We start from the raw sequence: 22,043 nt of genomic DNA on the forward strand, positions 1-22,043 counted from the left end.
TTAACAACCACTGCAACTGCGTTAACTGTGATCTCAAGCTTAGAGCTATCTAGCACATCACCGCTATCTGCATCAACCACGTCATAGCCAATCACAGGAACGTCACCGGTAAAGTCAGCATCTGGGGTAAAGGTGTAGTCACCATTAGCATTAACGGTAATGCTGCCAATCGGGTCGCCATTGACATCGGTGATGGCGGTTGGGGTGCCATCTGTTGGGATGGTGTCTAGTACGCTATCGCCATCGGTATCCACTTGCACGTTCGAGACACTCAGGCTGATGCTCGGATCGGTCTCTGAGGTGTTATCCAGTAAGTTGCCACTCACAGGCTGACCTTGATCGGTGCTCTGCGCTTCATCACCATCATTAAAGTCGCCTAAGCGATCTTCACTACCAGCTACTCGGTCTTCATCAACAATGCTGCCAGTGGCAACAGTGCTGTCGATATCGGCATTATCAGCACTGTCGATAACAAAGCTCAGCTGCTCGCTGTCCTCATAGATGGCATCATCTTTGACGATAACCGTAATTTTAGGCGCAGCTGTACTACCTGCAGGTACTTTGACTTGCAAGGTGGTGGTGCCATCTAGTAACGCTTCGATGGCGGCGCTGTCGGTAATGGTCACAGGACTGCCTGTGGCATCAATGTAGCCAATAGAAGCAATGTCCGCCGCTTCAACCTCGCTGCTGCCCGTCGCCACTTTGACAGTGACTGTAGTGGCAAGGTTGCTTAGGTTGTCCTGTGCAACGGTGTATTCTAAGGTGTTGTCCTCGCCTTCTATGGCAGTATCTTTGCTCGCAGCAATGCTAACGGTCGGACGGTCGCCTTCTTGTGGGGTGCCTGGATCATTTGGATCATCAGATTCGTCAAGGATGGTACCGGTCGCACTGTCCGTGCCAATAGTGGCGTTCTGTGCATTGCTGATATCCAGTACTAAGTCTTCTGATTGTTCATAAACATCATCATCCGCCACCGTAATGATGATGACTGGGGCTTTGGTTTGACCCGCTGCAATTTTGACGCTTGCGCCATTGGTGAGGAAGTCTTGGATCTGAGCCTGGGTCGATAAGGTGATCTCAGTACCGTTCTCATCTGTGTAGACGATGCTTGAGATATCAGCGGCATCAATGTCGCTATCGCCGCTATTTAGCTTAACGTCAACGGTGCTGTCAAAGTTACTAACGTTGTTCTGAGAGACGGTGAACGCTAAGGTGTCATTACCAGCCTCGCCTTCAACGGCTTCAGGTTTGGTGGCGGTAATAGATACTACTGGCGTGTCATCACCCATACTTGGATCGGCAGGATCAACAGGTGTTTCACCATCGGTGGTGCCATCATCATAGATGGTGGTGTTGACGCTGTCATCAGGGCCAATCGTTGCCGTACCTGAAGTGATATCAGTAACGGTAACGGTAAAGTCCTCGGGTTCTTCAAATAGGTTGTCATCTACAATCGGTACGCTGATGTCAACCGTAGTTTGACCTGCTGGAATGGTGACTTTCTGGGTGACAGGTGCGGTATAGTCAGCGGAACCTTCGGTGCTGCCATCACTAATGGTGACTTCAATCACCGTATCTTCCGTACTTGGGTTGCTAATACTTACGGTATAAGTCGCTTCATTGGCACTGCCATCAACAGCGGTTTCATTCAAGCTGGTCGTGCCTGTGATGCTTACTACGCCTGGATAGTCAACGGTAATGGTCGCTTGATTGGACTTTAATCCAGCATTGTCAGAAACAACATATTCAATAGGTGTGGGATCATTGCTAAAACCTGGCTCTGGTGTAAAAGTGACTTTGCCAGTCGTAGGATCAACTATCCACTCACCTTCGCCAGGCACAGTGATGCTAGTGACTTCATCACCTGTGGTAGGATCGATCAGCTTGACACTGGTAGGGTCTAAGTCTTTTTCAGGATCAATATCATTTGCCATTACGTCGATAGTGACAGGCTGACCTGTTTCACCTTTTACGACATCGTCTTCAGCAACAGGCGCCTGATTAACAGGAGGAGTGACACCACCACTATCGTTTGAGCTGCTACTACTAGCAGCGACTATACCAACCAATCCAACGCCAGCAGCCGCTGGTATCCACCAAGGTACAACTGCAACATACTCTGTACCGCCGAGCGCCTGACCTTCGACATCACCGACTTCCAGTTGAGTCACATAATCATAGGTCTCACCAGTATCTGGAATATAATAATAGTATTCTCCATCTTCAGCGATACCAAGTAGCGCACTGTCTGGGTTATCGTAAAAACCTTGTATAATAAGGTCGCTTTCTTGACCTTCTTCTTCAAATGAAACATGTAAGTCATTTTTCAGACGTTTAGTGATGATATGGTTAGGCGCTCGACCGATAGCAGTATCATGAAACTCATAATTCACCTTATCCATAGCTTTAATAATGGTAGGCTTACCGTCCTTGGTCACGACTTGTACTTGATCTATGGTTTGAGTCGCATCATTTGTCTTCACAATAATCGTATTCATTTTTATCTCTTATATTCTTCAATCAAAATTTTAAAACTTTACAGTCTTATGTATTAGGATGTCTAAATCGCTAAAAACTCATGGCTTAGCTAGGTTTTCTTCGACCACAGCAACCACTCGGCGATTGAGCTGCCTACCTTCTACTGTGTCGTTGCTTGCTCTTGGCTGCGACTCGCCATAACCAATGGCAGTTAAACGATCTTCTGCGACTCCAAACTGCGAGATCAATACTTCTTTTACCGCATTAACACGACGTTGGGATAAAGTTTGGTTATAGCTATCTTTGCCTCGGCTATCAGTATGCCCCTCGATGGTTACTACCGTATTAGGGTACTGGGTCATAAATTCAGCCAACTCAGCTACTTTGGCATAATACTCTGGCCGTACGACCGCCTTATCCGTCTCAAATAATACCTCAAGATCAATCGTCACTTTTTCAGTTAGCACTGGTGTTTCTTTTTCTACTGTTAAAGGTGGTATCACAGTGGGCATAGCAGCGACAGGTGCTGGGCAATTCGTTACGACACGACTAATTTGATGAGACTGATAGGACTTATTTGCTAATAGCGGTGATGCACTGTCAGGCGTTATCTGCGTCAGTGTGCTCTCGCCTGTTCCGTCCATTTCGACATAAAAAAAGTACGTTTGACCACCTTGTAACTGATAATCTTGCTTATCTGCCAATAAGTTATTATTTTTAAAACCAGTCGCCTGAGCACTCAACTGATTACTTCCAGTACAAGAGTCCACCACCGTGTAGTTGTTCGCATGCAAACTGACTTGAAACCTGTTGTTGATGGAGATATTGGTACTTGTTTGCTCAGAATGATTATCGTTCTTCCGTATAAATACTAATCGAGTCTTATCAGACGCCACTTCTTGCTTGAGCACCTCTTTGAAGTCAATACTTTTTTTATTGTTCCACATAACGCCATCAACATGCTGGGTATAGCCTTCACTATCAGCACCACCAATGACAGCACAAGAAGGCATGCCAAGCAATGTTATTGGTAAAATAATAGCAACTATATTCTTTCTAAGTATCTTGTTCATAGTATTAACCAGACTTCCATTTTTTTGATAGGTAATATTTTTAAATTAACAAGCAGATGGATTTATATGTTGTTTTTCAATGACCCTGACAGCTATAGTTCTATTTGCATATATACAGTACATTGACCCCTGCCGTCAATCCCGTAGACTTAAACTTGGGAGATTTTAATTACGCAGCCTGACGATAATAATCAGACCACACTTGTCTTGGTGATTTGTAGCCCAAGCCCTTTTGAATCCTAGTCTGGTTGTAGTACAGCTCAATATATCCAATGATATCTCTGATGGCTACAAACCTTGTTTTATAGTCTTGGTGATATACCAGCTCATTCTTTAATGTGCCCCAGAAGCTTTCTATCGGAGCATTGTCGTAACAATTCCCTTTGCCGCTCATCGAGCCTGTAAAATGGTGCTGTTTAATGATCTTATGATACGCGTGGCTACAGTATTGACTACCTCTATCAGAGTGAACGATTAGCCCTTTGCTGGGTCGTTTATTTTTAATTGCCATATTGAGTGCACGGCATACTAAGTCAGCAGTCATGCGTTTGTTGATGGCATAACCAACAAGCTCTTTGGTGTATAAATCTTTCACTCCAGCCAAATACAACCAGCCCTCAGCAGTCCAGATATAGGTGATGTCACTGACCCAAGACTCATTAGGACGCTTAGCATCAAACTGCTGATCCAACACGTTTGGATAGACAAGCTTATTATGGTTTGAGTCAGTGGTGACCTTAAAGCGCTTATGACGACGACATTTAATGCCGTGTTCCTCTTTGATGCTTCTAACCATGTAAGGACTGATATCATGTCCTTGTCTATTTAGATGCGCATGCAGGCGCTCAACACCATAGCGCCCTTTAGTTTCACTGTGAGCGGCTTTAACTAATAGTTCGCACTGATTGCGGTGTACCTGCTGTTCGCTGATATCACGACTCAGCCAATCGTAGTAGCTTGACGGCTTAATCTTCAATACATGGCACATAGTAGTGATGCTAAATATCTGCTGATTGTCTTTGATAAAGGCGTACCTGACTAACTGTCACTGCGGGCATAGTCCTTCGCCTTGCGTCACTAAAACAGTCTCCCAGACTGTTTCTTAACGTCCCTCATTCGCGAAGTACGCCGTCGCCTTTTTTAATATCTCTCGTTCCTCTTCGGCTATTTTAAGCTGTCGTTTGAGGCGTTTGTTCTCTTCAATCACGGCTATGAGCTGTGGATCGTACTGCTCTGTTCCTACAAGCTTGCCTTGGTTGGCTTTGTTCTGCCAATTAGATAAGGTCTGCATGGCAATGCCAAGCTGCTTTGCAGTGGCTGAGATATTGCCGTTGTTGTCTGCTATCTTCTTGACGGCCTCGGCTTTAAATTCGTCACTGTAGGTTCTGATTTTCTTGGTCATGATAAACTCCTGTTATTGTGCTTAGTTTACCAAGTTTATCTCTACGGTTTATTCAGCATAGCTCAGCGGTGGTCAAGCTGGTTTAGCCGTTGGCTATTATCTGAGACGTGCGAAACTTGACTTCATCATTCTTGACAATCAAGACCAAAGTGGTGGCGCGTGGCAGCATACTTGGCCATCGTTACGCCTATTTTCTCCTGCTCTTATGAGCTCCTTGCCAGTTCGCTTTATGCCAAAAGCAAAAGATGGCGAGTATCCCCGTCGAGATGAGGTCATCCATTACCTTGCTGACTACGAACAACATTATAAGTTACCAATCTACCGACCTTATCAAGTCCAAAGCGTACAGCGTGATGATAAAAACAATTGCTTACGGGTGACTGATGGAAGTTTTACATGGTTGGCAAAAACCGTCGTGAGCGCAACGGGAACGTGGAGCAATCCTATAATTCCTTCTACCAAAGGTCAGCAAGCGTATCTTGGGGAGCAACGCCACTCCGCGCATTATGAAGGCCCAGACGCCTACAGAAATAAGCGCGTCTTGGTAGTAGGTGGTGGTAATTCAGGTGCACAAATCTATGCGGAGCTGGCTCAAGTGGCTAACGCCAGCTGGGTAACACGTGAGCCCCCATTATTTTTAACCGATGATGTCGATGGACGTGTCCTGTTTGAAAGAGCAACAGCACGTATTACTGGCAGCAATAATGGTGATCCTGAGGGCGGTATCGGTGATATCGTCATGGTGCCTCCCGTCAAGGCGGCACGTGACAAAGGTATCTTACATTCAGTACCTATGTTCAGCCAATTTACTCAACAAGGCGTCATTTGGGCTGATGGTAGTGAAGAAACGATAGATGCCGTTATTTGGTGTACTGGGTTTGAACCAAATCTTGACCATCTAGCACCTTTAAATGTCCTTGAAGCTGATGGAAAAGTGCAAGTTAAAGATGGGCAAGCGGTCAAGGAGCCTCGGTTATGGTTGTTTGGTTATGGTGACTGGGCAAGCCCAGGTTCTGCCACTCTGATTGGTGCTGGACGCAGTGCTAGAGAGAATGTTCCCACTCTATTGGAGTTTTTAGTACGTGATGGTTAAAACAACCGTATCCTATGTATTGCGCGGTGCAAACATAATAATAGCCATACCTAGAAGTGCCACTGCTGTACCTAATATGTCCCATGTCGTTGGTCGAATACCATCAACAGTCCATAACCATAGAATTGCCATTGTTACATACACCCCACCGTAGGCGGCATAAACTCTGCCAACGGCGGTTGGATGTAAAGTCAGCAACCATACAAAAGCGACCAAACTAAGCGCACTAGGGACAAGTAGCCATATTGACTTACCTTCTCTCAGCCATAAGTATGGCAAATAGCAACCTACAATCTCTGCTAATGCAGTAATGGCAAAAAGCCCAACTGTTTTTAATTCAGACAAAAAACTTACCTCTTTAGTCATTCATAATTTAGCGCTAAAGTTTATCATCACACCGTAAAAAACATCCTCAAAAAACACACTGTTATGTATACCCTAGCAGAACCAGCTATTTCATACTTCAAATCTATTAATAGACTGATGTAAAGAAACCACTCATATTAGGTCACTGAATGGGTTGTCTTTATTACGGCTTATTTGAATACTTTCTTGCTGTCATAGCGGAATTAAAAAATACTATTTTTATCATAAAATCAACTCATAACTCGTACTGCGTCCCGATGCCCCAGATTTTTGCATCATATCCTTCTCTATTAAATCATTAATATCTCTTAGTGCCGTGTCTATAGAACACTTAGTCATGGTCGCCCATTTTTTAGTGGTGAGTTTGCCATAAAAATCAGTCAGCAAAATATTTAACATCTTCACCTGCCTATCATTTAAAGCATGCTGTCGATGCGTCTGCCAAAAGCCTGCCTTATTGATAATTTTATCTGTAGTTTCTTGAGCTACAATGAGGGATTGCTCTAGCGTTTGTAAAAACCACATCAACCAATCCGTGATATCTTTATCACCTTTTTGCGTACGCTCTAGTATTTTGTAGTAGTCATTACGCTGTTTAAGGATTTGCGCTGACATACTATAAAAGCGTTGGGCACTGTTATCGCTTTTTGCCAGCATTCGTTCTGTGAGTGCTCGTGTTAGTCGTCCATTTCCATCATCGAATGGATGCAAAGTCACAAACCATAAATGAGCAATACCTGCTTTTATGACCAAATCTATATCTTCTTGCTTATTTGGCGAAGTGTTAAACCACAATAAAAATTTGTCTAGCTCATCTGGCAACCTATCCGCACTCGGAGCAACAAAATGAACCCGCTCGCGACCATACCTACCAGACACTACTTGCATAGGCCCTTTACTATCATCACGGATACTGCCTGCTTGAATACGATAAAGCCCACTATATCCATCTGGAAATAATGCTCGATGCCATCCGAGTAAGTCACCTAATAATAGTGGCTTTTGATAGTGATAGGTGGCACTTAGCATCATCTCTACCACTGCATCGATCTCACGAGTAGTGGTTGGCATACTTGCATTATCCAGCCCTAAGTGCCGCGCAACTGAAGAACGAACCTGCTCATCATTTAGCGTCTCACCTTCTATCTCAGAAGTTTTGATAATCTCTAAGGTCACCGCATCTAATTGTGCCTCAACATTCAGATCGAACCCTAGTGTTAGTAGCTTTCCTAATAAATGGCCTTGTAATATCCGCACACGACTGACGAGTGGCAATAGCTTCTTGTCCGACCATTGCCATTCAGTCCAATTTGAGTGCTCATGAATATAAGTAGTATGCTTCATACGTTCCCCAGAGATATGCAGAGATTAGAACAGTAATCTCCTTATATTATGCAGAGAATAAGCAGTAGAAACAATACGTAGAAATTCAAAAACGACAATAGCAGCGTAATAAGAATAGACTCTCAACGAACAAACATAGTTTTTTTGTTCTGAGAAGGGCTTGAGTAGAGGTAAAAACACTATAAAAATACAGTGCCCAAATACGATTTAAATTTTATTGCATTATAATTTACATTGTGTTATTCAATTGAATAATATTTACAGGCTAACAATATCAACGTGTGTAAGATATTGTCAGGATATGCACTTTGGTCGACCTACCTTGACATGGTATAGGTTACGCTCGGGTTTTTGCGTACTAATGAATACGGACAGTATCAATTGGGCAGTAATGCGGTGCGCTTGAGTGCCACGGCATGGAGTCGCCATGACATGGTGGCGTACGCTGAGCCATTACTGAGACAGTTTGCTAGCGAAAATGAGGTATCGGTGAATCTAGCAACCGAGGTGGAAGGAGAGATGCGCTATCATGCTTGCTGCCGTAGCCCCGCGCGCCTATCGGTCAACCTGCAAGTCGGCTCAGCGGTACCCGTGGCACGCACGGCGATTGGGCGAGCGTTTTATGCAGCAAGCTCACGGGCAAGGCAGGCGGTCATTATTAGCAATTTAAAAGAAAGTTTGTCTAATGAAGCGTTTACTCATGCAAAAAGCGCCCTAACCTGCGCGGCAGAGCACTATGAGCAATACGGCTATACCGTCTCTGATGGAGAGTTTTCTACTGATATATTGGCAGTCGCGGTGGGCGTCTATGATATCGCCACGGGGCAATACGTCTATTCGCTCAATGCTAGTGTGCCAAGCGCCAACTGGGCAGTGGATGACTATACTGCGATGATTGTACCCAAGTTGCAGGCATTGGCGGAGCGGATTGGCGGTGGTGATGCGTAAGAGCAGGCGACTGTCACTTCAAGCCTCATCACCATTATAAATGGCTATAAACAGCACGCGCAGTTGCGTTTGGTTTTTGGCATTTGACCGATACCAGGGTTAAAAGTATTGGTAGGATCTAGGCGCTCATAAAACTGCTGCAAATCAGGTTCGGCTTCATATAAGTGGCCGACATTATGCTCAGCAGGGTATTTGGCACCGCGCTTGTTTAATAGCTCAAGCATCATCTTTTTGACCTGCTTGGCATCACTGCCCTTTTTTAAAATATAATCTTGATGAAACACATAACAAAAAAAGTGACCGTAATACAGCTTTTTTTCTAAGTGCTGAGTGATGCTCTCAGGCAAATTTTCCAGCCAATCAAGCGTATTACGCGGGATAGCAATATCGAGCGCCAGTATCTCTCCGGCGGTCTCTTCATGCATGACTTCATAACGTATGGCGGCCCCTGCGGCAGCAAAGCGATGTAAAAAGGCGCTGTCTGACTCAGCTTGCGTGCAGGTAAAATAACTGCCCGTTTCTGAATCTGCAAAAAAAGACTCTAAAAAAGACTGTGCCTCATAGATGCCCTCATCACTCATTTTGATAATCAGGTGATGCTCATACTGGTTGCGGTACTCAAGCATGCGCTTGGGCAAATGCTGCGGCAATACTTGGGCGATCATTTGCATAACTTTATCGGTCAAATGATTGGGCACCCATGACCATTTACTCAGTTTGGCATCAATACTGCCTTTGATAGAAAACAGCTTGGGCAAAGCATTGGTACCCAGATGCTTGATGCTCAAAAAGGTGTCTTTGCCGTACTTGGCAGACACATCAAATATATCGCGGTGCATATATTCGCCCACTTCAGGGACATTTTTAAAGCTCGATAGTATTTGTCGTCTCAGTAGTGCCAGCTCATACACACTATTGCTACCGACATAAAAGGTTTGCTCTTTGGTTGCGGTGGGATACGTATCCAGGCGAACGGCAAAAACGGCCAACTTGCCTGCACAGCCACTGGCTTCATACAGCCTGCGCTTATCCGCATTAAAGCGGCTCGGCGTGTCGGCATTGACATCCTGTATTCGGGCGACATACTCTTTGTCTGAGGCCAGTTTGTTGCTTTGAGATAACTGTGACTTGTCAAAATAGCCGTTTTGTAAATTGGTGAGGATTTCTTCGGGCGTATCGCCCAAATCGACCTCTAAATGATTCACCAATACCAGCTGACCGTGCTCGTTGATTTGCGCAAACAGCGACAGCTCCGTGTAAGCAGGGCCTCGTTTGACCAGCGCGCCGCCTGAATTATTGGAGACACCGCCGACGATTGACGCGCCCAAAGTCGATGAGCCAATCACCGAGTGCGGCGCTCGATTGACCGCTTTTAACTCGTTCTGCAATTGATGCAAAGTCGTACCCGGTAGGCTGATAATTTGCTCATTATCATTGATCAAATACAGCTTATTTATCGCCAGTGTATTGATCACCACCACGGGTCTGTCGTAGTCATCACCGCTGGGCGTTGAGCCTTCTGTCAGACCTGTTTTGGCCGCCTGCATGATGATGATACAGTTGCCCTCAACACACACTTCCAGACATTGCCAAATTTCAAGCAGCGTTTGCGGAAACAACACTGCCAGCGCGCTACCGCCGCCTGAGCGCCAGCCCATGCGGTAGTGCTCATTTTTTGCTGGATCTGCCTGTATATTGGCGGCGCCCAGTATTTTGGTCAATTTAACCAACACCTGATCTGATGGTAGCTGGCTTGTATAGGAGGCGGTCGATCGATAACGGTTCATTACTTGCTCTTTTTTTTACTGTGCATTCATAAGGTTAGCGGTCCTTGAACGCCAAAGAGATAAATGGCTGCCATAACGATGATGCCACTGAACAACACATAATAGATGGTTGGTAAGATGGTGCGTCTCAGCGTCGCGCCCTCCATCCCAAGCAGCCCAACGGTTGCTGATGCGGCCACCACATTGTGAATGGCAATCATGTTACCCGCCGCGGCGCCAACCGCTTGTGCTGCGATGATGAGTGAGGGCGAGATGTGCAAGCTCATAGCCGCTTCATACTGGAACTGACTAAACATCATGTTTGATACGGTATTCGAGCCTGCGATAAACGCACCTAGGGCACCGATGGTTGAGCTGATCAGCGGAAAGGCGCTGCCAAACGTGCCTGCAAACAACTCAGCACTGGCAACTGGCATACTCGCGACATCGGATAGATTGACCCCAGAGTTGATAAAAATCCGAACCATAGGGATGGTAAAAATAAGCACAAACCCAGCGCTTAAGACGGTTTTGCTTGATTCGCTCAAAGCATCACCCAGCGCACGCGTTGGATTTTTAGTTTGCACAAAAGCTGCGATTAAGGCGCTGATTAACAACAGGCCGCCGGGCAAGTATAAAGGACTAAAACCTGCACTGATATCGGCCTCGCCCAAAATCGTATTAAAGTCTAGCGTGGCGCTGCTGAGCAAGTCCTTAAAGTCAGCAAACATTCTCGAACACACCAGTAGCAGCGCCACTAGCAAGTAAGGAAACCATGCCATCAGCGTAGACATGGTCTTGCCTGCTGGGGTGGCCACATCTTCTTTGCTGACCACCAGTTTACCCATCCAATCGCTTGGCCAGCTGCTTTTGGCTTCAAAGTCCCACGTGGTCTTTGGTACCAAAAATCCTTTTTTAGCCGCCTGAATGACAATCGCCACACTGACCAGTCCACCAATCAACGATGGAAATTCAGGACCCAAGAAAATACCCGTTAAAGTGTAAGGTACAGTGAAGGCCAACCCTGCAAAGATGGCAAAGGGCCAAATGGCTAAGCCTTCTTTCCAGCTTTTATTTTTACCAAAAAAGCGGGTGAGCATCATCACCATCAGCAGCGGCATAAACGTCCCAATCACACCATGAATGATCGCCACTTGGGTGGTAATCAGTTGTAAAAATTCTTCCCATTGCATGCCTTCTTGCGCCAGCAGCGCACTGATGGCCACGGTATCTAGACCCTTATTCACCCCAATGACAATCGGCGTACCGACCGCCCCGAACGATACGGGCGTGCTTTGGATCATCATCCCCATAAGCACCGCACCCAATGCAGGAAACCCTATCGCGACCAGCAGCGGTGCCGCAATTGCAGCCGGTGTGCCAAAGCCCGATGCACCTTCCAAAAACGTACCAAAACACCATGCAATGATGATGGCTTGCACTCGGCGGTCAGGCGATACGTTGATAAAACCTGCGCGAATCACTGCAATAGCGCCCGTGTGTTTTAGAGTATTTAATAAGAACAGGGCACCAAATACGATCCACAATACTGATATCGTAATCACGGTCCCTTGAAGAATAGAGGACGACACGCGGTTAAACGTCATGTCCCAAATAAAAAGTGCGAGCGCGGCAGTCACCGCCAAAATGATCGGCATGGTTTTTTTAGCCGACCATTGTAGACCAATAAGAAATACGCCACTGAGTATGATTGGCAATAGGGCAAGTAGCCCATAGACAGTCTGATTCAAAATTCCCTCTCCCTGTTATCGTCTGTGCATCCTTAAACGCCGCCCTTAAACACAGTCCTTACATACAGCCACTTAATCGCTCAGATTAACAGCCTCATTGTGCTTAGGGTAGAATTCACACACTCTACGCTTTACAAGTGCAAAGATAAACAGCATGATCAGACAAGGTTATTTTCCTTTTTTGCTATAATACGAAATATATTACCCTGATTAGAGAATCGGTATGATTAAAGCTGATGACATGGTTTTGTTTGTTTTGGTGGTCGATGAAGGCTCTTTTTCCAAAGTTGCTGACAAACTGGCGCTGACCAATTCTGTAGTGAGCAAACGTATCGCGCGCCTAGAAGCCAACTTAAATGCACAACTGCTCTACCGAACCACCCGAAAACTCAGCTTGACCGATGCCGGCCGAACGCTGTATCACAAAGCCAAATTGGCTCAGCTTGCCTTTCAAGAAGCGGAAAATGCTGTCGTCGGCTATGGCGAAAACATGAAAGGCCATATCCGCGTCACCGCCCCTGTGGTCTCTTCTGACTTACTACTCAGCACGGCTATCGCTGAATTTTGTAAAAAATATCCTGAGATAACCGTAGAGCTATACATCACCAACCGTTTGATTGATTTGGTCGAAGATGGCTTTGATTTGGCCATCCGAACGGCGGAGCTTGAAGACTCCTCCTTGATTGTCAAACGCCTGATAGACAGTCAATGGGTGATTTGCGCCACCCAAAATTACCTCAACAAATATGGTACGCCGCAAACCCCCGCCCAACTGCAAAATCATGATTGCCTCATCTATAAATTTGATAACACCAGTAGCGACTTATGGCCGTTATATGAGGATGGTGCTGAGCTGCTGCTGCCCGTCAGTGGCCGCTTCCATAGTAATCATTTAAGCGCGATCAAACATGCTGCGCTGAGTGATTTGGGCATTGCTTTTTTGCCGCAAGCACTAGTGTATAAAGCCTTTCAGCGCCAGACTTTAACCCAAATTTTGCAAGATTTTACCCGCAAGCGTATGGGGATGTTTGCGGTGTATCCCAAATCAAAACAGCCCGATCAAAAGCTCAAATTATTGGTTGCTTATTTGCAAGACGCGCTAAAAAACAAAGAAGCCTACTACTGCTAAAGCACTAGTTTTATAAGCGGCCTCACACCCAACTGTTTTATCAGACATAAAAAAGCCACCTGTTTGGGTGGCTGATTTAATATTTTTCTGTGACATTCTAGATAGCGATACGACCAAATACGTCATCGTTTTTTGAAATGAAATTAGCAGCGTTTTTCATGTACTTTTATAGGCTTATTATCTATATTGACCTACTGACTGATTAAAGCCATTATCCAATCCATCAAACTTCAGCTCATCAAACCTTAGCCCAAACTTTAGCAGATACTTACGCAGTCGGTCGCTGTCGTTATTGCTTTTCAGTTTATTTCTGGAGTTTGCATACAGATAGCGCCCTGCCGCCGCTTGGCTGCTGTGCTGATAGCAGACCTCAATCACATACGCCAGCTGCACCGCGTCAAAGGGGTCGAGCGCGTCTTTGTCGTCGCTTGATAGATGACGACTCAGCACCGTATCCGCGTGCGCTTGCTGCTCGGTTAGGCTGGGCGCGTACGCCCTATCCGTTTGATACTGCGCGCTATTGGGCAATGCCCACAAATGCTTAAGGCGGGTGATTTCTGCCTTAACATCGGGCATACGAATCATTTTGCCTTCGTACAATGTCGTTAAGCGCGTCATGCTGGCGCTTAAATCACGAAAGTTGCCCTGCCATGTCGCCGCGTGACTCATGGCAAAGGCTTCAAAGTACGCCCGCGCCGCTGGCTCAAAACGGTACTGGTACTGCTGCTCACTGCCCAGACGCGCCAGCTCGTAATCAATATTGGCAGGCAAGTCCTCGATACGGTCTTTTAACGATGGTAAAAAAACGTCCACGTGTTCAGGCGCGCAAACAAGTCGGCACGGAATTCGCCATCCGCGACCGCTTGGCGCAAGTCCTTGTTCGTCCCCGCCATCAGCTAAAACGACACGTCAATCGAGGTGTCACTCCCAAGCGGATAAAAGCGCTGCGCCTCAAGGGCGGTGAGGAGCATCGCTTGCTCATCGAGTCCCAGCTCACCGATTTCATCCAAAAACAGCAAACCGCCATCCGCCGATTTAAGCAACCCCTCTCGGCTGGACGCGGCACCCGTAAACGCGCCTTTGACATGACCGAACAGCACGCTCATGGCAGTATTACCGCGCAAGGTGGCGCAGTTGACTTCCACAAATGCCCCCAGTGCGTATTTGCTTTGTGCGGCATTGTTGGCTTTGGCTTTTTTGAGCGCATAGATTTGCTGTGCCAGCTGCGACTTGCCTACCCCTGTCGCGCCCAATAGCAAAATCGGGGCGGTCGAGCGCGTGGCGACCTTTTCTACATCGGCAATCAGCTGCTCATAAGCGGCATTTTGGGTGACCAAATTGGCTTGTAGAGTTGTTCGACAACCCAATATTCACCTTTTTCAGGATGCAGCTGTCTATTATTCGCATCGATACTAGTCGCAGTCACTGTACTCGATGTATCTAATCCAGCAGCAGCACCTGTACCTAATAGCGTCAAACTGATGACACCACTTGCCGTGCCATTAGCAATATCTGCATTCATGCCTTTATCAGTTAGCGCTTTAGCTAGCTTAGCTTGCACATCATTTAGTGTAGGCGCAGCCGCAGCAACGCCACCCGCTGTCAACGTACCTTCCACACTGCCTGTGCCTAACGCGCCTAAAGTGGTATGAGCGGCAACTCGGTAAATACCACCTTTATCCCATTTGGCAATCGCTGTAAGCTTTTCATCTATACTCAAATCAGGATTGGCTTTTATAGCATTAATACGGTGTTGTGCAAACTCAGCCACTGCCTTTGGCGCTTCTTTCCCAAACTCCTGCGTAATCTGCGTCTGCGCACCTAACTCCTCATTCACTCGACCAGCATCAAAGCTATTCTCAAGAATGCCTGCATACTCGGCACGGTTGTCCGTGGTGATGTCTTGACTGCCTGCAATACCTGTAATACCAGCACGCGTGACACTGCTATCACTGTCACTATCGCTGCCATAACCTAAGCCGTTCATACTGGCTTGGGGTTTATTATTGGTTTGACCGATGCTCACACCCACTTGGAGGGCATCACCATCATAGCTAGTTGTGTTATTAATGTCTTGCGTCTTGATACCGTCTGCACTGGTGTAACGGTTACGTCCAGCATCACGAGCGGCTTCGGTGGTGGTGATTGCACCGCCTATAAGCGTGGTTTTACCGCCAGCGGCAATATCAAAGCCACCATCACCAGTAAAGATGCCTGACTGCTCACCGACTGCTTGATAGTCAGAATTAAGGTTTGTCTTGCCACCATTAACGGAAAGACTAGAGCCTGCGCCACCACCTGCGATGTCGATATCAGCACTGAAGCCCATGTTCTTTTGTTTGCTGTCGTAGGTGGCCGTATCTTGTAATGACTCTATGTTGACGTCACCACAAATGGCGCCTTGGGCGCGATTGGTGTTAATCACGCCGCCTTTGATGTTGACGTCGTTGCCGATATCGAAGGTGCTCGTTCCACCGACGTTGATTTGGCTGTTGGCATAGGTAGTGCTATCGCTGTTGGCATAGCCTTTGCCACGACTGGCACTGGCAGTGATACCTGCACTAGTGTTTTGACCAAAGCTGGCATAACCACCAATAGCCGTACTTGAGCTTTTATTATTACTACGCGTGTTACTGTTTTGCGCGACACCATTGACGTTAAAGTCATTGTCCGCTTGGAATAAGGCATCATTGCTGACGGTTAGACTACTGCCATTGATGTTGATATTGCTGTCTGACCCTGCCCCTGTAGCGATCAAGGCAAGATTGTTAGTATCAATACTTGAACCTTGACTCTTCTCCGTATAGCTGCTGCTGTTCGATTGGCTCTTTTGACTACCGATGGTGGCTTGGATGCGGGTATTGCCCACTCCATTTTGAATACTACCAAGTGTTTCCTGTGCTTGCTCTGCAAGTGCTTGTGCTTTTAAAAGGCCACTGATCGCTGCTATACCTTTCATACGTGTACTGCCTGTGTTACCAGCAGCCTCTTCTAAATCTCTAATAGCGTTGACATTATCCACTAAACTATTAGAAACAGAAACAGTCAGACCCGTCTGCTTAAACTTTTGCTCGCTTTGAGTGGTAGTGACATTCATACTATTATCAATATTAATGTCTTGCGCGCGAATAACGGTGTTACCACGATCAGCAGCGTTAATATCTGCACCAGTGTCTGCACCCATTCCGGCAACGATGTTGCTGCCTGTCTGTTGGTAAGTAACACCAGCATTGATGATGACGTTACCGTCAATCGCACCGATGTTGCTAGCAGTATGCGTCAGTGCCGTTTGAGCACTACTATCATCAGTTTGCTGCTGGCCGATAGTGAAGCCCATGCCGCCACTTGTGCCGAACAGTCCTGATTTTTTGGTTTGACTAAACGAGCTTTCACTAGACGTATTCTCAGCCGCTAGAATGTTGACATCACGACCTGCTGAGAGCTGGGTGCCGCGATCACTGATAGCGTTGACGGCTGTAAAGTTGATATCTTGTCCTGCTTGGACGATGACTTTGTCACCTTCGATATTGCTGCTGATGGCACTATCGCTTTGCATGTCATAGCGATCTTGGGTGGTGGTTTTACTTAAGAAACCCTTATCAGTGGTTTTCACCGCAGTGAACTGAACCCCATAAGTTGAACACAACTTATGGGGTTCAGTTCACGCTTGCGGTTTTAGCTAACATCACTATCCGTATTTGTAATCACCGTGCCGCCGCTTTACCATCGCAGCCGTTCACTATTTCAGCCATTTCACTATCGTAGCCGAGTCATCCAAGCGCTCTAAGTAAATGATTCTGCCAATATGACATCGCCATCTTCGCGAGTAATCATCACGGTGGCCGAGCGCGGCGTACTACCTCCAGCCACCGCGCCCCATGTGTTGCCAGGATGCTGAATGTTGATAAATAACGTTTTAAAATCTGGCGTCATGGTGATGCCTGTCACCTCACAGCCTTCAGGACCGACAAAAAAACGTTTGATATTGTCATCACGGGCGGGCATTCCGACGCGGGTTTGCTGGCCTGCAGATGTGGTGATCAGCGTACCATCGCTGACCTGACCAGGCAACGCGGCCAATAGCATACAACTGCTGGTATCGGTATACGCGCCATCATCGGTCTGAATCCATAATACCCCGCGCGGATCAAAGTACAGGCCATCAGGCGATGACAAGTCATTGTTTTTGTTTAATTGCGATAAGTTCTCTGCCGTAAGCTCACTGGGCGCGGCAAACAAGTATATATCCCACTCAAAGCGTGTCGCCGCATGGTCACCGCCTGCTTCGGCCCAGCGAATGATATGACCATTATCATTTCCGCGGGATTTGCCGCGCGCTTCGTAGCTGCGCGGGTTGGCTGCTAAGAGAGGCTGATCCTCACGCTCGCCGCGATATTTGTTGTTGGTCAAGGTCACATACACCTCACCTGTCATGGGACTCACCGACACCCACTCTGGTCGATCCATCTTGGTCGCACCCAAGGCATCGGCGGCAGCGCGCGCAAAGACCAACACCTCATCTTGCCCAGCAAAGGGCAGCTCAGCATTGCTCGCATCAAGTCCATTTTGTCCATGGACCAGTGGCCGCCACTCGCCGCGACCATCTTCGTGAAACACCGCCACATACAGCGTGCCTTCATTTAGGTATTTGTCGCCAGCTTTGAGGCCGCCGCCGATATCTGCATTGGACCATCGTGCCTTTGAGACAAACTTATAAATATACTCGCCGCGCGCATCATCCCCCATATAAAACACCACAGGTTTACCTGACTCGACGGGCGCATACGCACAGTTTTCGTGTGCAAAACGACCGAGTGCCGTGCGTTTTTGCGGTGCTGAGTGCCGATCAAAAGGATCGATTTCGGTGATGTAGCCAAAGGTATTAAAGCCATTGCGATAATCCTCAGTAGCATCAGCGCCTGTCGCGGTCATATCCCAGCGGACAAACTCATCAGCTATGATTTCATCTTTGGCATAAGGCGTATGCCACAGATACTCCCAGCCAGAGAAGTTTTCGCTGGCCCCATAGCGCTCACGCCCGTAGTTATGACCTGCGCTTAGCTGCTCGGCGTCTTGACCACGCGCAAATACGCCCAAGAAATTTTCTTCTGTCGTCAGATAGGTACCCCACGGCGACAGTCCTGCGCCGCAGTTGTTGTTGATGCCGCGCGTCTGCAACCCTGTTGGATCAAACTTTGTCTTGACCAAATCAGAGCCTGCCACAGGGCCTGTCAGCTGGGCGGGCGTACTGCTGGTGATACGGCGATTGTATTTTGAATCCTTGACCATCTCATAACCCATCCCATCGGCACGGCGCGTCATCTCAACGACAGCGACCCCGTGGCAGTTGACCTCGCGGCGCACATCACTGGCCAGACGACGGTTTTGATAAATGGGTGCCGCATTGTTATCCGAGATGACATGATAACCAAATGGGCTAAGCTCGCTGCTATTGACATACTCATGGTTCATGACCAGCAGGCCGTTTTTAGAGGCTTTGGCATCGTAGGTATTGCCTTTTTTGCCAAAAAACCACATGCCATCATGGTTGTCACCCATACGCCACTCAAACGACTCAGCGGACTGCTCACGGTTGTCCTTCCAGTCGGCGATACCAGACATCAGCGGTGTCCCTAGTGGCAATATCATTTCTGCCTGATAGCCTTCTGCCACACTCATGGTATCAGCTGTCGAATGCGCCACTGCAGTGAATTTTAGGGTGTCGGGACGTTTGAGATTTCCTTGTGCTGGGATGGCGGCTTGGTCATCGTCGCTGGGCAGGCGAGATGGGCTGTCGTCATCGTCGTCACTACAGCCAACCAAAGGCAGCGCCCCAAAAAACGCTGCCGCCGCCAGCCCTGTACCGCCTTTTAAGATATGGCGACGATGCATACGGCGATTGATGATGGTTTGAAATTCGATATTATTGCTCGTGTTTGAGTCTTCTACGGCTTCATGAGCGAGCGGTTTGTTCAATAACGTCATGTTCAGTCACCTTGCTATTTGGCTAGAGTGGCGTAAAGGGTGGGTTGCGGCTTTATCAAATCCACCACAACGATATAAGTTACGCTCAAGTCTACCGAGCATTTATGACAGTACGTTGACAATAGCCACATAATAACTCTAAAATCATAGTCATTATTTCAGGGAGTCATCATGACGTATAAGAATGTAACTGTCGCAGGAAGCGGCGTCCTAGGCTATCAAATCGCCTTTCAAGCTGCATATCATGGTTTTAATGTCATCGTTTATGACATCAGTGACGAGGTGCTAGAGCAAGCTAAGTCAAAGTTTAATTGGATGTGTAAGGCCTTCAGAAAGGATTTAAGAGCGACGCAAGAGCAGTTAGATACGGCGTTTGATAATCTTAGCTATACCTCAGATTTGGCAGAAGCAGTCAAAGACGCTGACTTAATGATTGAAGCCATTCCTGAGATTCCAGAGATTAAAATCGAATTTTATGAAAAACTGGCCAATCTGGCTCCAGAAAAAACAGTATTTGCGACCAATACCTCAACCTTACTGCCGAGCCAATTTGCTGAATCAACAGGACGGCCTGCTCAGTTCCTAGCGCTACATTTTGCCAATAAGATCTGGATGCATAACGTCGCTGAAATCATGGGGCATCCTAGAACCGATCCTAAAGTATTTGATGAGGTAGTCGCGTTTGCGACAAATATCGGTATGGTGCCAATGCCGCTGTATAAAGAGCAACCCGGCTATATTATGAATAGCTTATTAGCGCCGTTTATAGACGCAGGTTTGCAACTACTAGCCAAAGAAGTGGCTGATCCGCATACCATTGATAAGACTTGGATGATAGTGACCGGTGCGCCTGTCGGACCGTTTGGTATCTTAGATACCATAGGGATCAACACCGCTTATAACATCACTAAGATGTCTGCTGAGCGGACTCAAAGCCCTGTGAGGTTTAAGGCGGTTAAGTACCTAAAAGAGCAACTGATTGATCAAAATAAACTAGGCGCGGCAACTGGCGAAGGGTTTTATAGCTATCCAAATCCTGCTTATATGAATCCTGACTTTTTAAAATAGTAGACCGCTTCTTACGCTGAATGTTTGCCCAGTTGAGCGCTGACTAGGCAAACACTTCCTAAAAGATATTGTAGAGATATTAAATACAATAAAAATGAGACTTAGTGTTGTGGTTGAGGACTGAAGTCAGAATCAAGACAGCTCTAAGCTCATTTTAGGGCCAAACGGCTCATAGTGAACACTATCTACGCTGTGATCAAGCATCATAAGACCATCGACCATACTCTCCATAAATTGCGTATTCATGAATGAAAAACGAGTATCTTTATAAGATTTATTTAAAATGAATTTTATAGCGTCATTCGTAAAACGCCAATGCCAATGACTATTGCAATCACTATAAAAAAGAAAACCCTACTAGCTATGTCACTAGTAGGGTGTGGAGTAAAGTACTTGCCAGCTTTATTGTTATTATTATTTTTTAATATAGTCTAAAATGAGCTACTCATTAACGAACGCAATCTTCGTTAGGCCCGCGGTACTGGCAGCGGCTAGTACTTGCGCGACATTGTCATAGCGGCTGTCCTTATCGGCGCGTAGCTGAATAGAAGGGTTATCGCCGCTTACTCCTTGCTGCTGTAAGCGCGACTCAAGCTCTTCCATACTAATCGCCTTATCATCCCAAAACAGGCCTGCATCTTTATCAATACTGATTTGAATGGGATCGGCTGGCGGCTCATTGATCTCAGCACTGGTTTGCGGCAGATTCAGCGGTACGGTTGGATTGAGTACCGTCGCCGTCAGTAAGAAGATAATCATCAATACCAGCATGACATCGATGAGCGGAATGAGGTTCATCTCATTCATACCTTGTGTGTCGTCATCACCTAATTGAAAAGCCATAGTTGTCTCTTATTCTCAGTTGTCTTCTTCTCAGATCTACTATCCTCAGTGCTTGTACTAATGCTGATATTGAGGCTGTGTTTGTTTGTTAGAAGTCGTTGCAGCAACTCGTTCACTAGTCACAGCTCTTGGAGTAGACTCTGTGTTTGGTAGCGCATCACGCGTAGACTGCGCTAGGAGGTCATGGGCGCAATCATTAGCATAATGCATAACTTTGCGGTTGATACGGATAGCTAGGTTATAAAACACCACTGCAGGTATCGCTACGGCAATACCAAGACCGGTCATAATCAAAGCCTCCCCTACTGGCCCTGCAACTTGCGCAAGTCCCGCCTGCCCGGTAGTACCAATGTTATGCAAGGCATGAAAGATCCCCCACACCGTACCAAACAGCCCAATAAACGGGGCAACGGCCGCCGTCGTGCCCAAGATTGGTAATCCGCGCTCACTGGCAAAGCGATAACGACCAATATGTTTGAGCAGCGTCTGCTCAGTGACGAGGCGCTGATCTTTACTATCGGATGCTGCTAGTTCAGCACGGCTTGCCTGAATCTGCTGCGTTAAGTCGTCAGCAACCGTCGCTGCTAATTTGCGGCTTTGAATAACACGGATGATACCTGTCACCCAAGAGAGTATCGACAATGCTAACAGCAAGAAAAACAGAGTTCTTGTCACCATATCGCTGTATTGCCAGTAGATTGCAAAGTCCATTGTAGACTCCTTATTTTTGGTTGCCCAAACTAAATAGTGGTTAGTATTTATCAGCTCTTAACTGTGATGAAAGCGCTTTTTTAGGG

General features: G+C 46.8%; 14 protein-coding genes and 3 pseudogenes. 4 read left to right on the forward strand and 13 right to left on the reverse strand.

Features of this window, described 5'->3' with window-relative positions; translation table 11 throughout:
• The 3 genes and pseudogenes from AAEY83_RS04130 to AAEY83_RS04140 form a co-directional block, all read right to left on the reverse strand.
• Positions 1-2,498 (reverse strand): Ig-like domain-containing protein (locus AAEY83_RS04130; RefSeq protein ID WP_351058541.1); only part of this gene is annotated, 2,498 nt, incomplete at its 3' end.
• Positions 2,499-2,576: 78 nt separating this feature from the next.
• The gene (locus AAEY83_RS04135) at positions 2,577-3,551 is read right to left on the reverse strand and encodes an OmpA family protein (RefSeq protein WP_037059204.1); all 975 of its coding nucleotides are present in this window, start codon (positions 3,549-3,551) and stop codon (positions 2,577-2,579) included.
• Positions 3,552-3,720: 169 nt separating this feature from the next.
• Positions 3,721-4,953: pseudogene (locus AAEY83_RS04140) on the reverse strand (IS3 family transposase).
• Between the two features lie 61 nt (positions 4,954-5,014).
• Here AAEY83_RS04140 and AAEY83_RS04145 point away from each other — a divergent pair.
• Positions 5,015-6,046: pseudogene (locus tag AAEY83_RS04145) on the forward strand (ArsO family NAD(P)H-dependent flavin-containing monooxygenase); the annotation flags it as partial.
• A gap of 12 nt (positions 6,047-6,058) precedes the next feature.
• Here the strand turns inward: AAEY83_RS04145 and AAEY83_RS04150 are convergent.
• Positions 6,059-6,391, reverse strand: a complete 333-nt coding sequence (locus AAEY83_RS04150; protein ID WP_025645837.1) for a YnfA family protein — start codon at positions 6,389-6,391, stop codon at positions 6,059-6,061.
• Between the two features lie 243 nt (positions 6,392-6,634).
• Complete coding sequence (locus AAEY83_RS04155; protein ID WP_025645838.1) at positions 6,635-7,756, reverse strand: Fic family protein; 1,122 nt, start codon at positions 7,754-7,756, stop codon at positions 6,635-6,637.
• 351 nt (positions 7,757-8,107) lie between these two features.
• Between AAEY83_RS04155 and AAEY83_RS04160 the strand changes: the two genes are divergently transcribed.
• On the forward strand, positions 8,108-8,704 hold the full coding sequence (locus AAEY83_RS04160) for an IclR family transcriptional regulator (RefSeq protein WP_084212634.1): 597 nt from the start codon (positions 8,108-8,110) through the stop codon (positions 8,702-8,704).
• A gap of 44 nt (positions 8,705-8,748) precedes the next feature.
• Here AAEY83_RS04160 and dld read toward each other — a convergent pair whose 3' ends face one another.
• The gene (gene dld, locus AAEY83_RS04165; protein ID WP_025645843.1) at positions 8,749-10,491 is read right to left on the reverse strand and encodes a D-lactate dehydrogenase; all 1,743 of its coding nucleotides are present in this window, start codon (positions 10,489-10,491) and stop codon (positions 8,749-8,751) included.
• Positions 10,492-10,517: 26 nt separating this feature from the next.
• Positions 10,518-12,221: an L-lactate permease gene (locus AAEY83_RS04170; RefSeq protein ID WP_025645845.1), complete on the reverse strand. Its 1,704-nt coding sequence runs from the start codon at positions 12,219-12,221 to the stop codon at positions 10,518-10,520.
• A 223-nt stretch (positions 12,222-12,444) separates the two neighbouring features.
• Between AAEY83_RS04170 and AAEY83_RS04175 the strand changes: the two genes are divergently transcribed.
• A complete protein-coding gene (locus AAEY83_RS04175; protein ID WP_051397443.1) occupies positions 12,445-13,350 on the forward strand; it encodes a LysR family transcriptional regulator in 906 nt (301 codons plus the stop codon).
• 177 nt (positions 13,351-13,527) lie between these two features.
• On the opposite strand, the gene AAEY83_RS04180 is transcribed toward AAEY83_RS04175, so the two are convergent.
• The 4 genes and pseudogenes from AAEY83_RS04180 to AAEY83_RS04195 all read right to left on the reverse strand — a co-directional run bounded on the left by AAEY83_RS04180 (position 13,528) and on the right by AAEY83_RS04195 (position 19,335).
• On the reverse strand, positions 13,528-14,163 hold the full coding sequence (locus tag AAEY83_RS04180; RefSeq protein ID WP_025645848.1) for an AAA-type ATPase lid domain-containing protein: 636 nt from the start codon (positions 14,161-14,163) through the stop codon (positions 13,528-13,530).
• Positions 14,139-14,717, reverse strand: a pseudogene (locus tag AAEY83_RS04185) (sigma 54-interacting transcriptional regulator). The gene AAEY83_RS04180 and the pseudogene AAEY83_RS04185 overlap by 25 nt, the downstream one beginning before the upstream one ends.
• Positions 14,654-16,963 carry a hemagglutinin repeat-containing protein gene (locus AAEY83_RS04190; protein WP_025645853.1) on the reverse strand — a complete coding sequence of 770 codons (2,310 nt, stop codon included), beginning with the start codon at positions 16,961-16,963 and terminating at the stop codon, positions 14,654-14,656. Before AAEY83_RS04190 ends, AAEY83_RS04185 begins: the two are co-directional and overlap by 64 nt.
• Before the next feature lie 170 nt (positions 16,964-17,133).
• Positions 17,134-19,335, reverse strand: coding sequence for a PhoX family protein (locus AAEY83_RS04195; RefSeq protein WP_025645855.1), 2,202 nt, complete (start codon positions 19,333-19,335; stop codon positions 17,134-17,136).
• Between the two features lie 171 nt (positions 19,336-19,506).
• Between AAEY83_RS04195 and AAEY83_RS04200 the strand changes: the two genes are divergently transcribed.
• Positions 19,507-20,403 carry a 3-hydroxyacyl-CoA dehydrogenase gene (locus AAEY83_RS04200; protein WP_025645857.1) on the forward strand — a complete coding sequence of 299 codons (897 nt, stop codon included), beginning with the start codon at positions 19,507-19,509 and terminating at the stop codon, positions 20,401-20,403.
• Positions 20,404-20,844: 441 nt separating this feature from the next.
• Here the strand turns inward: AAEY83_RS04200 and AAEY83_RS04205 are convergent, their stop codons facing one another.
• A complete protein-coding gene (locus tag AAEY83_RS04205) occupies positions 20,845-21,246 on the reverse strand; it encodes an ExbD/TolR family protein (RefSeq protein WP_025645859.1) in 402 nt (133 codons plus the stop codon).
• 57 nt (positions 21,247-21,303) lie between these two features.
• Positions 21,304-21,957, reverse strand: coding sequence for a MotA/TolQ/ExbB proton channel family protein (locus tag AAEY83_RS04210; protein ID WP_025645861.1), 654 nt, complete (start codon positions 21,955-21,957; stop codon positions 21,304-21,306).
• Positions 21,958-22,043: the final 86 nt, after the last annotated feature.

The organism is Psychrobacter sp. TB20-MNA-CIBAN-0197 (assembly GCF_040309765.1).
GTDB classification, from domain to species: domain Bacteria; phylum Pseudomonadota; class Gammaproteobacteria; order Pseudomonadales; family Moraxellaceae; genus Psychrobacter; species Psychrobacter submarinus.

Coding starts and splice junctions, on each gene's coding strand:
- AAEY83_RS04195 (WP_025645855.1), bottom strand. CDS start 19,335: ATGACGTTATTGAACAAACCGCTCGCTCATGAAGCCGTAGAAGACTCA.
- AAEY83_RS04175 (WP_051397443.1), top strand. CDS start 12,445: ATGATTAAAGCTGATGACATGGTTTTGTTTGTTTTGGTGGTCGATGAA.
- dld (WP_025645843.1), bottom strand. CDS start 10,491: ATGAACCGTTATCGATCGACCGCCTCCTATACAAGCCAGCTACCATCA.
- AAEY83_RS04135 (WP_037059204.1), bottom strand. CDS start 3,551: ATGAACAAGATACTTAGAAAGAATATAGTTGCTATTATTTTACCAATA.
- AAEY83_RS04155 (WP_025645838.1), bottom strand. CDS start 7,756: ATGAAGCATACTACTTATATTCATGAGCACTCAAATTGGACTGAATGG.
- AAEY83_RS04200 (WP_025645857.1), top strand. CDS start 19,507: ATGACGTATAAGAATGTAACTGTCGCAGGAAGCGGCGTCCTAGGCTAT.
- AAEY83_RS04205 (WP_025645859.1), bottom strand. CDS start 21,246: ATGGCTTTTCAATTAGGTGATGACGACACACAAGGTATGAATGAGATG.
- AAEY83_RS04210 (WP_025645861.1), bottom strand. CDS start 21,957: ATGGACTTTGCAATCTACTGGCAATACAGCGATATGGTGACAAGAACT.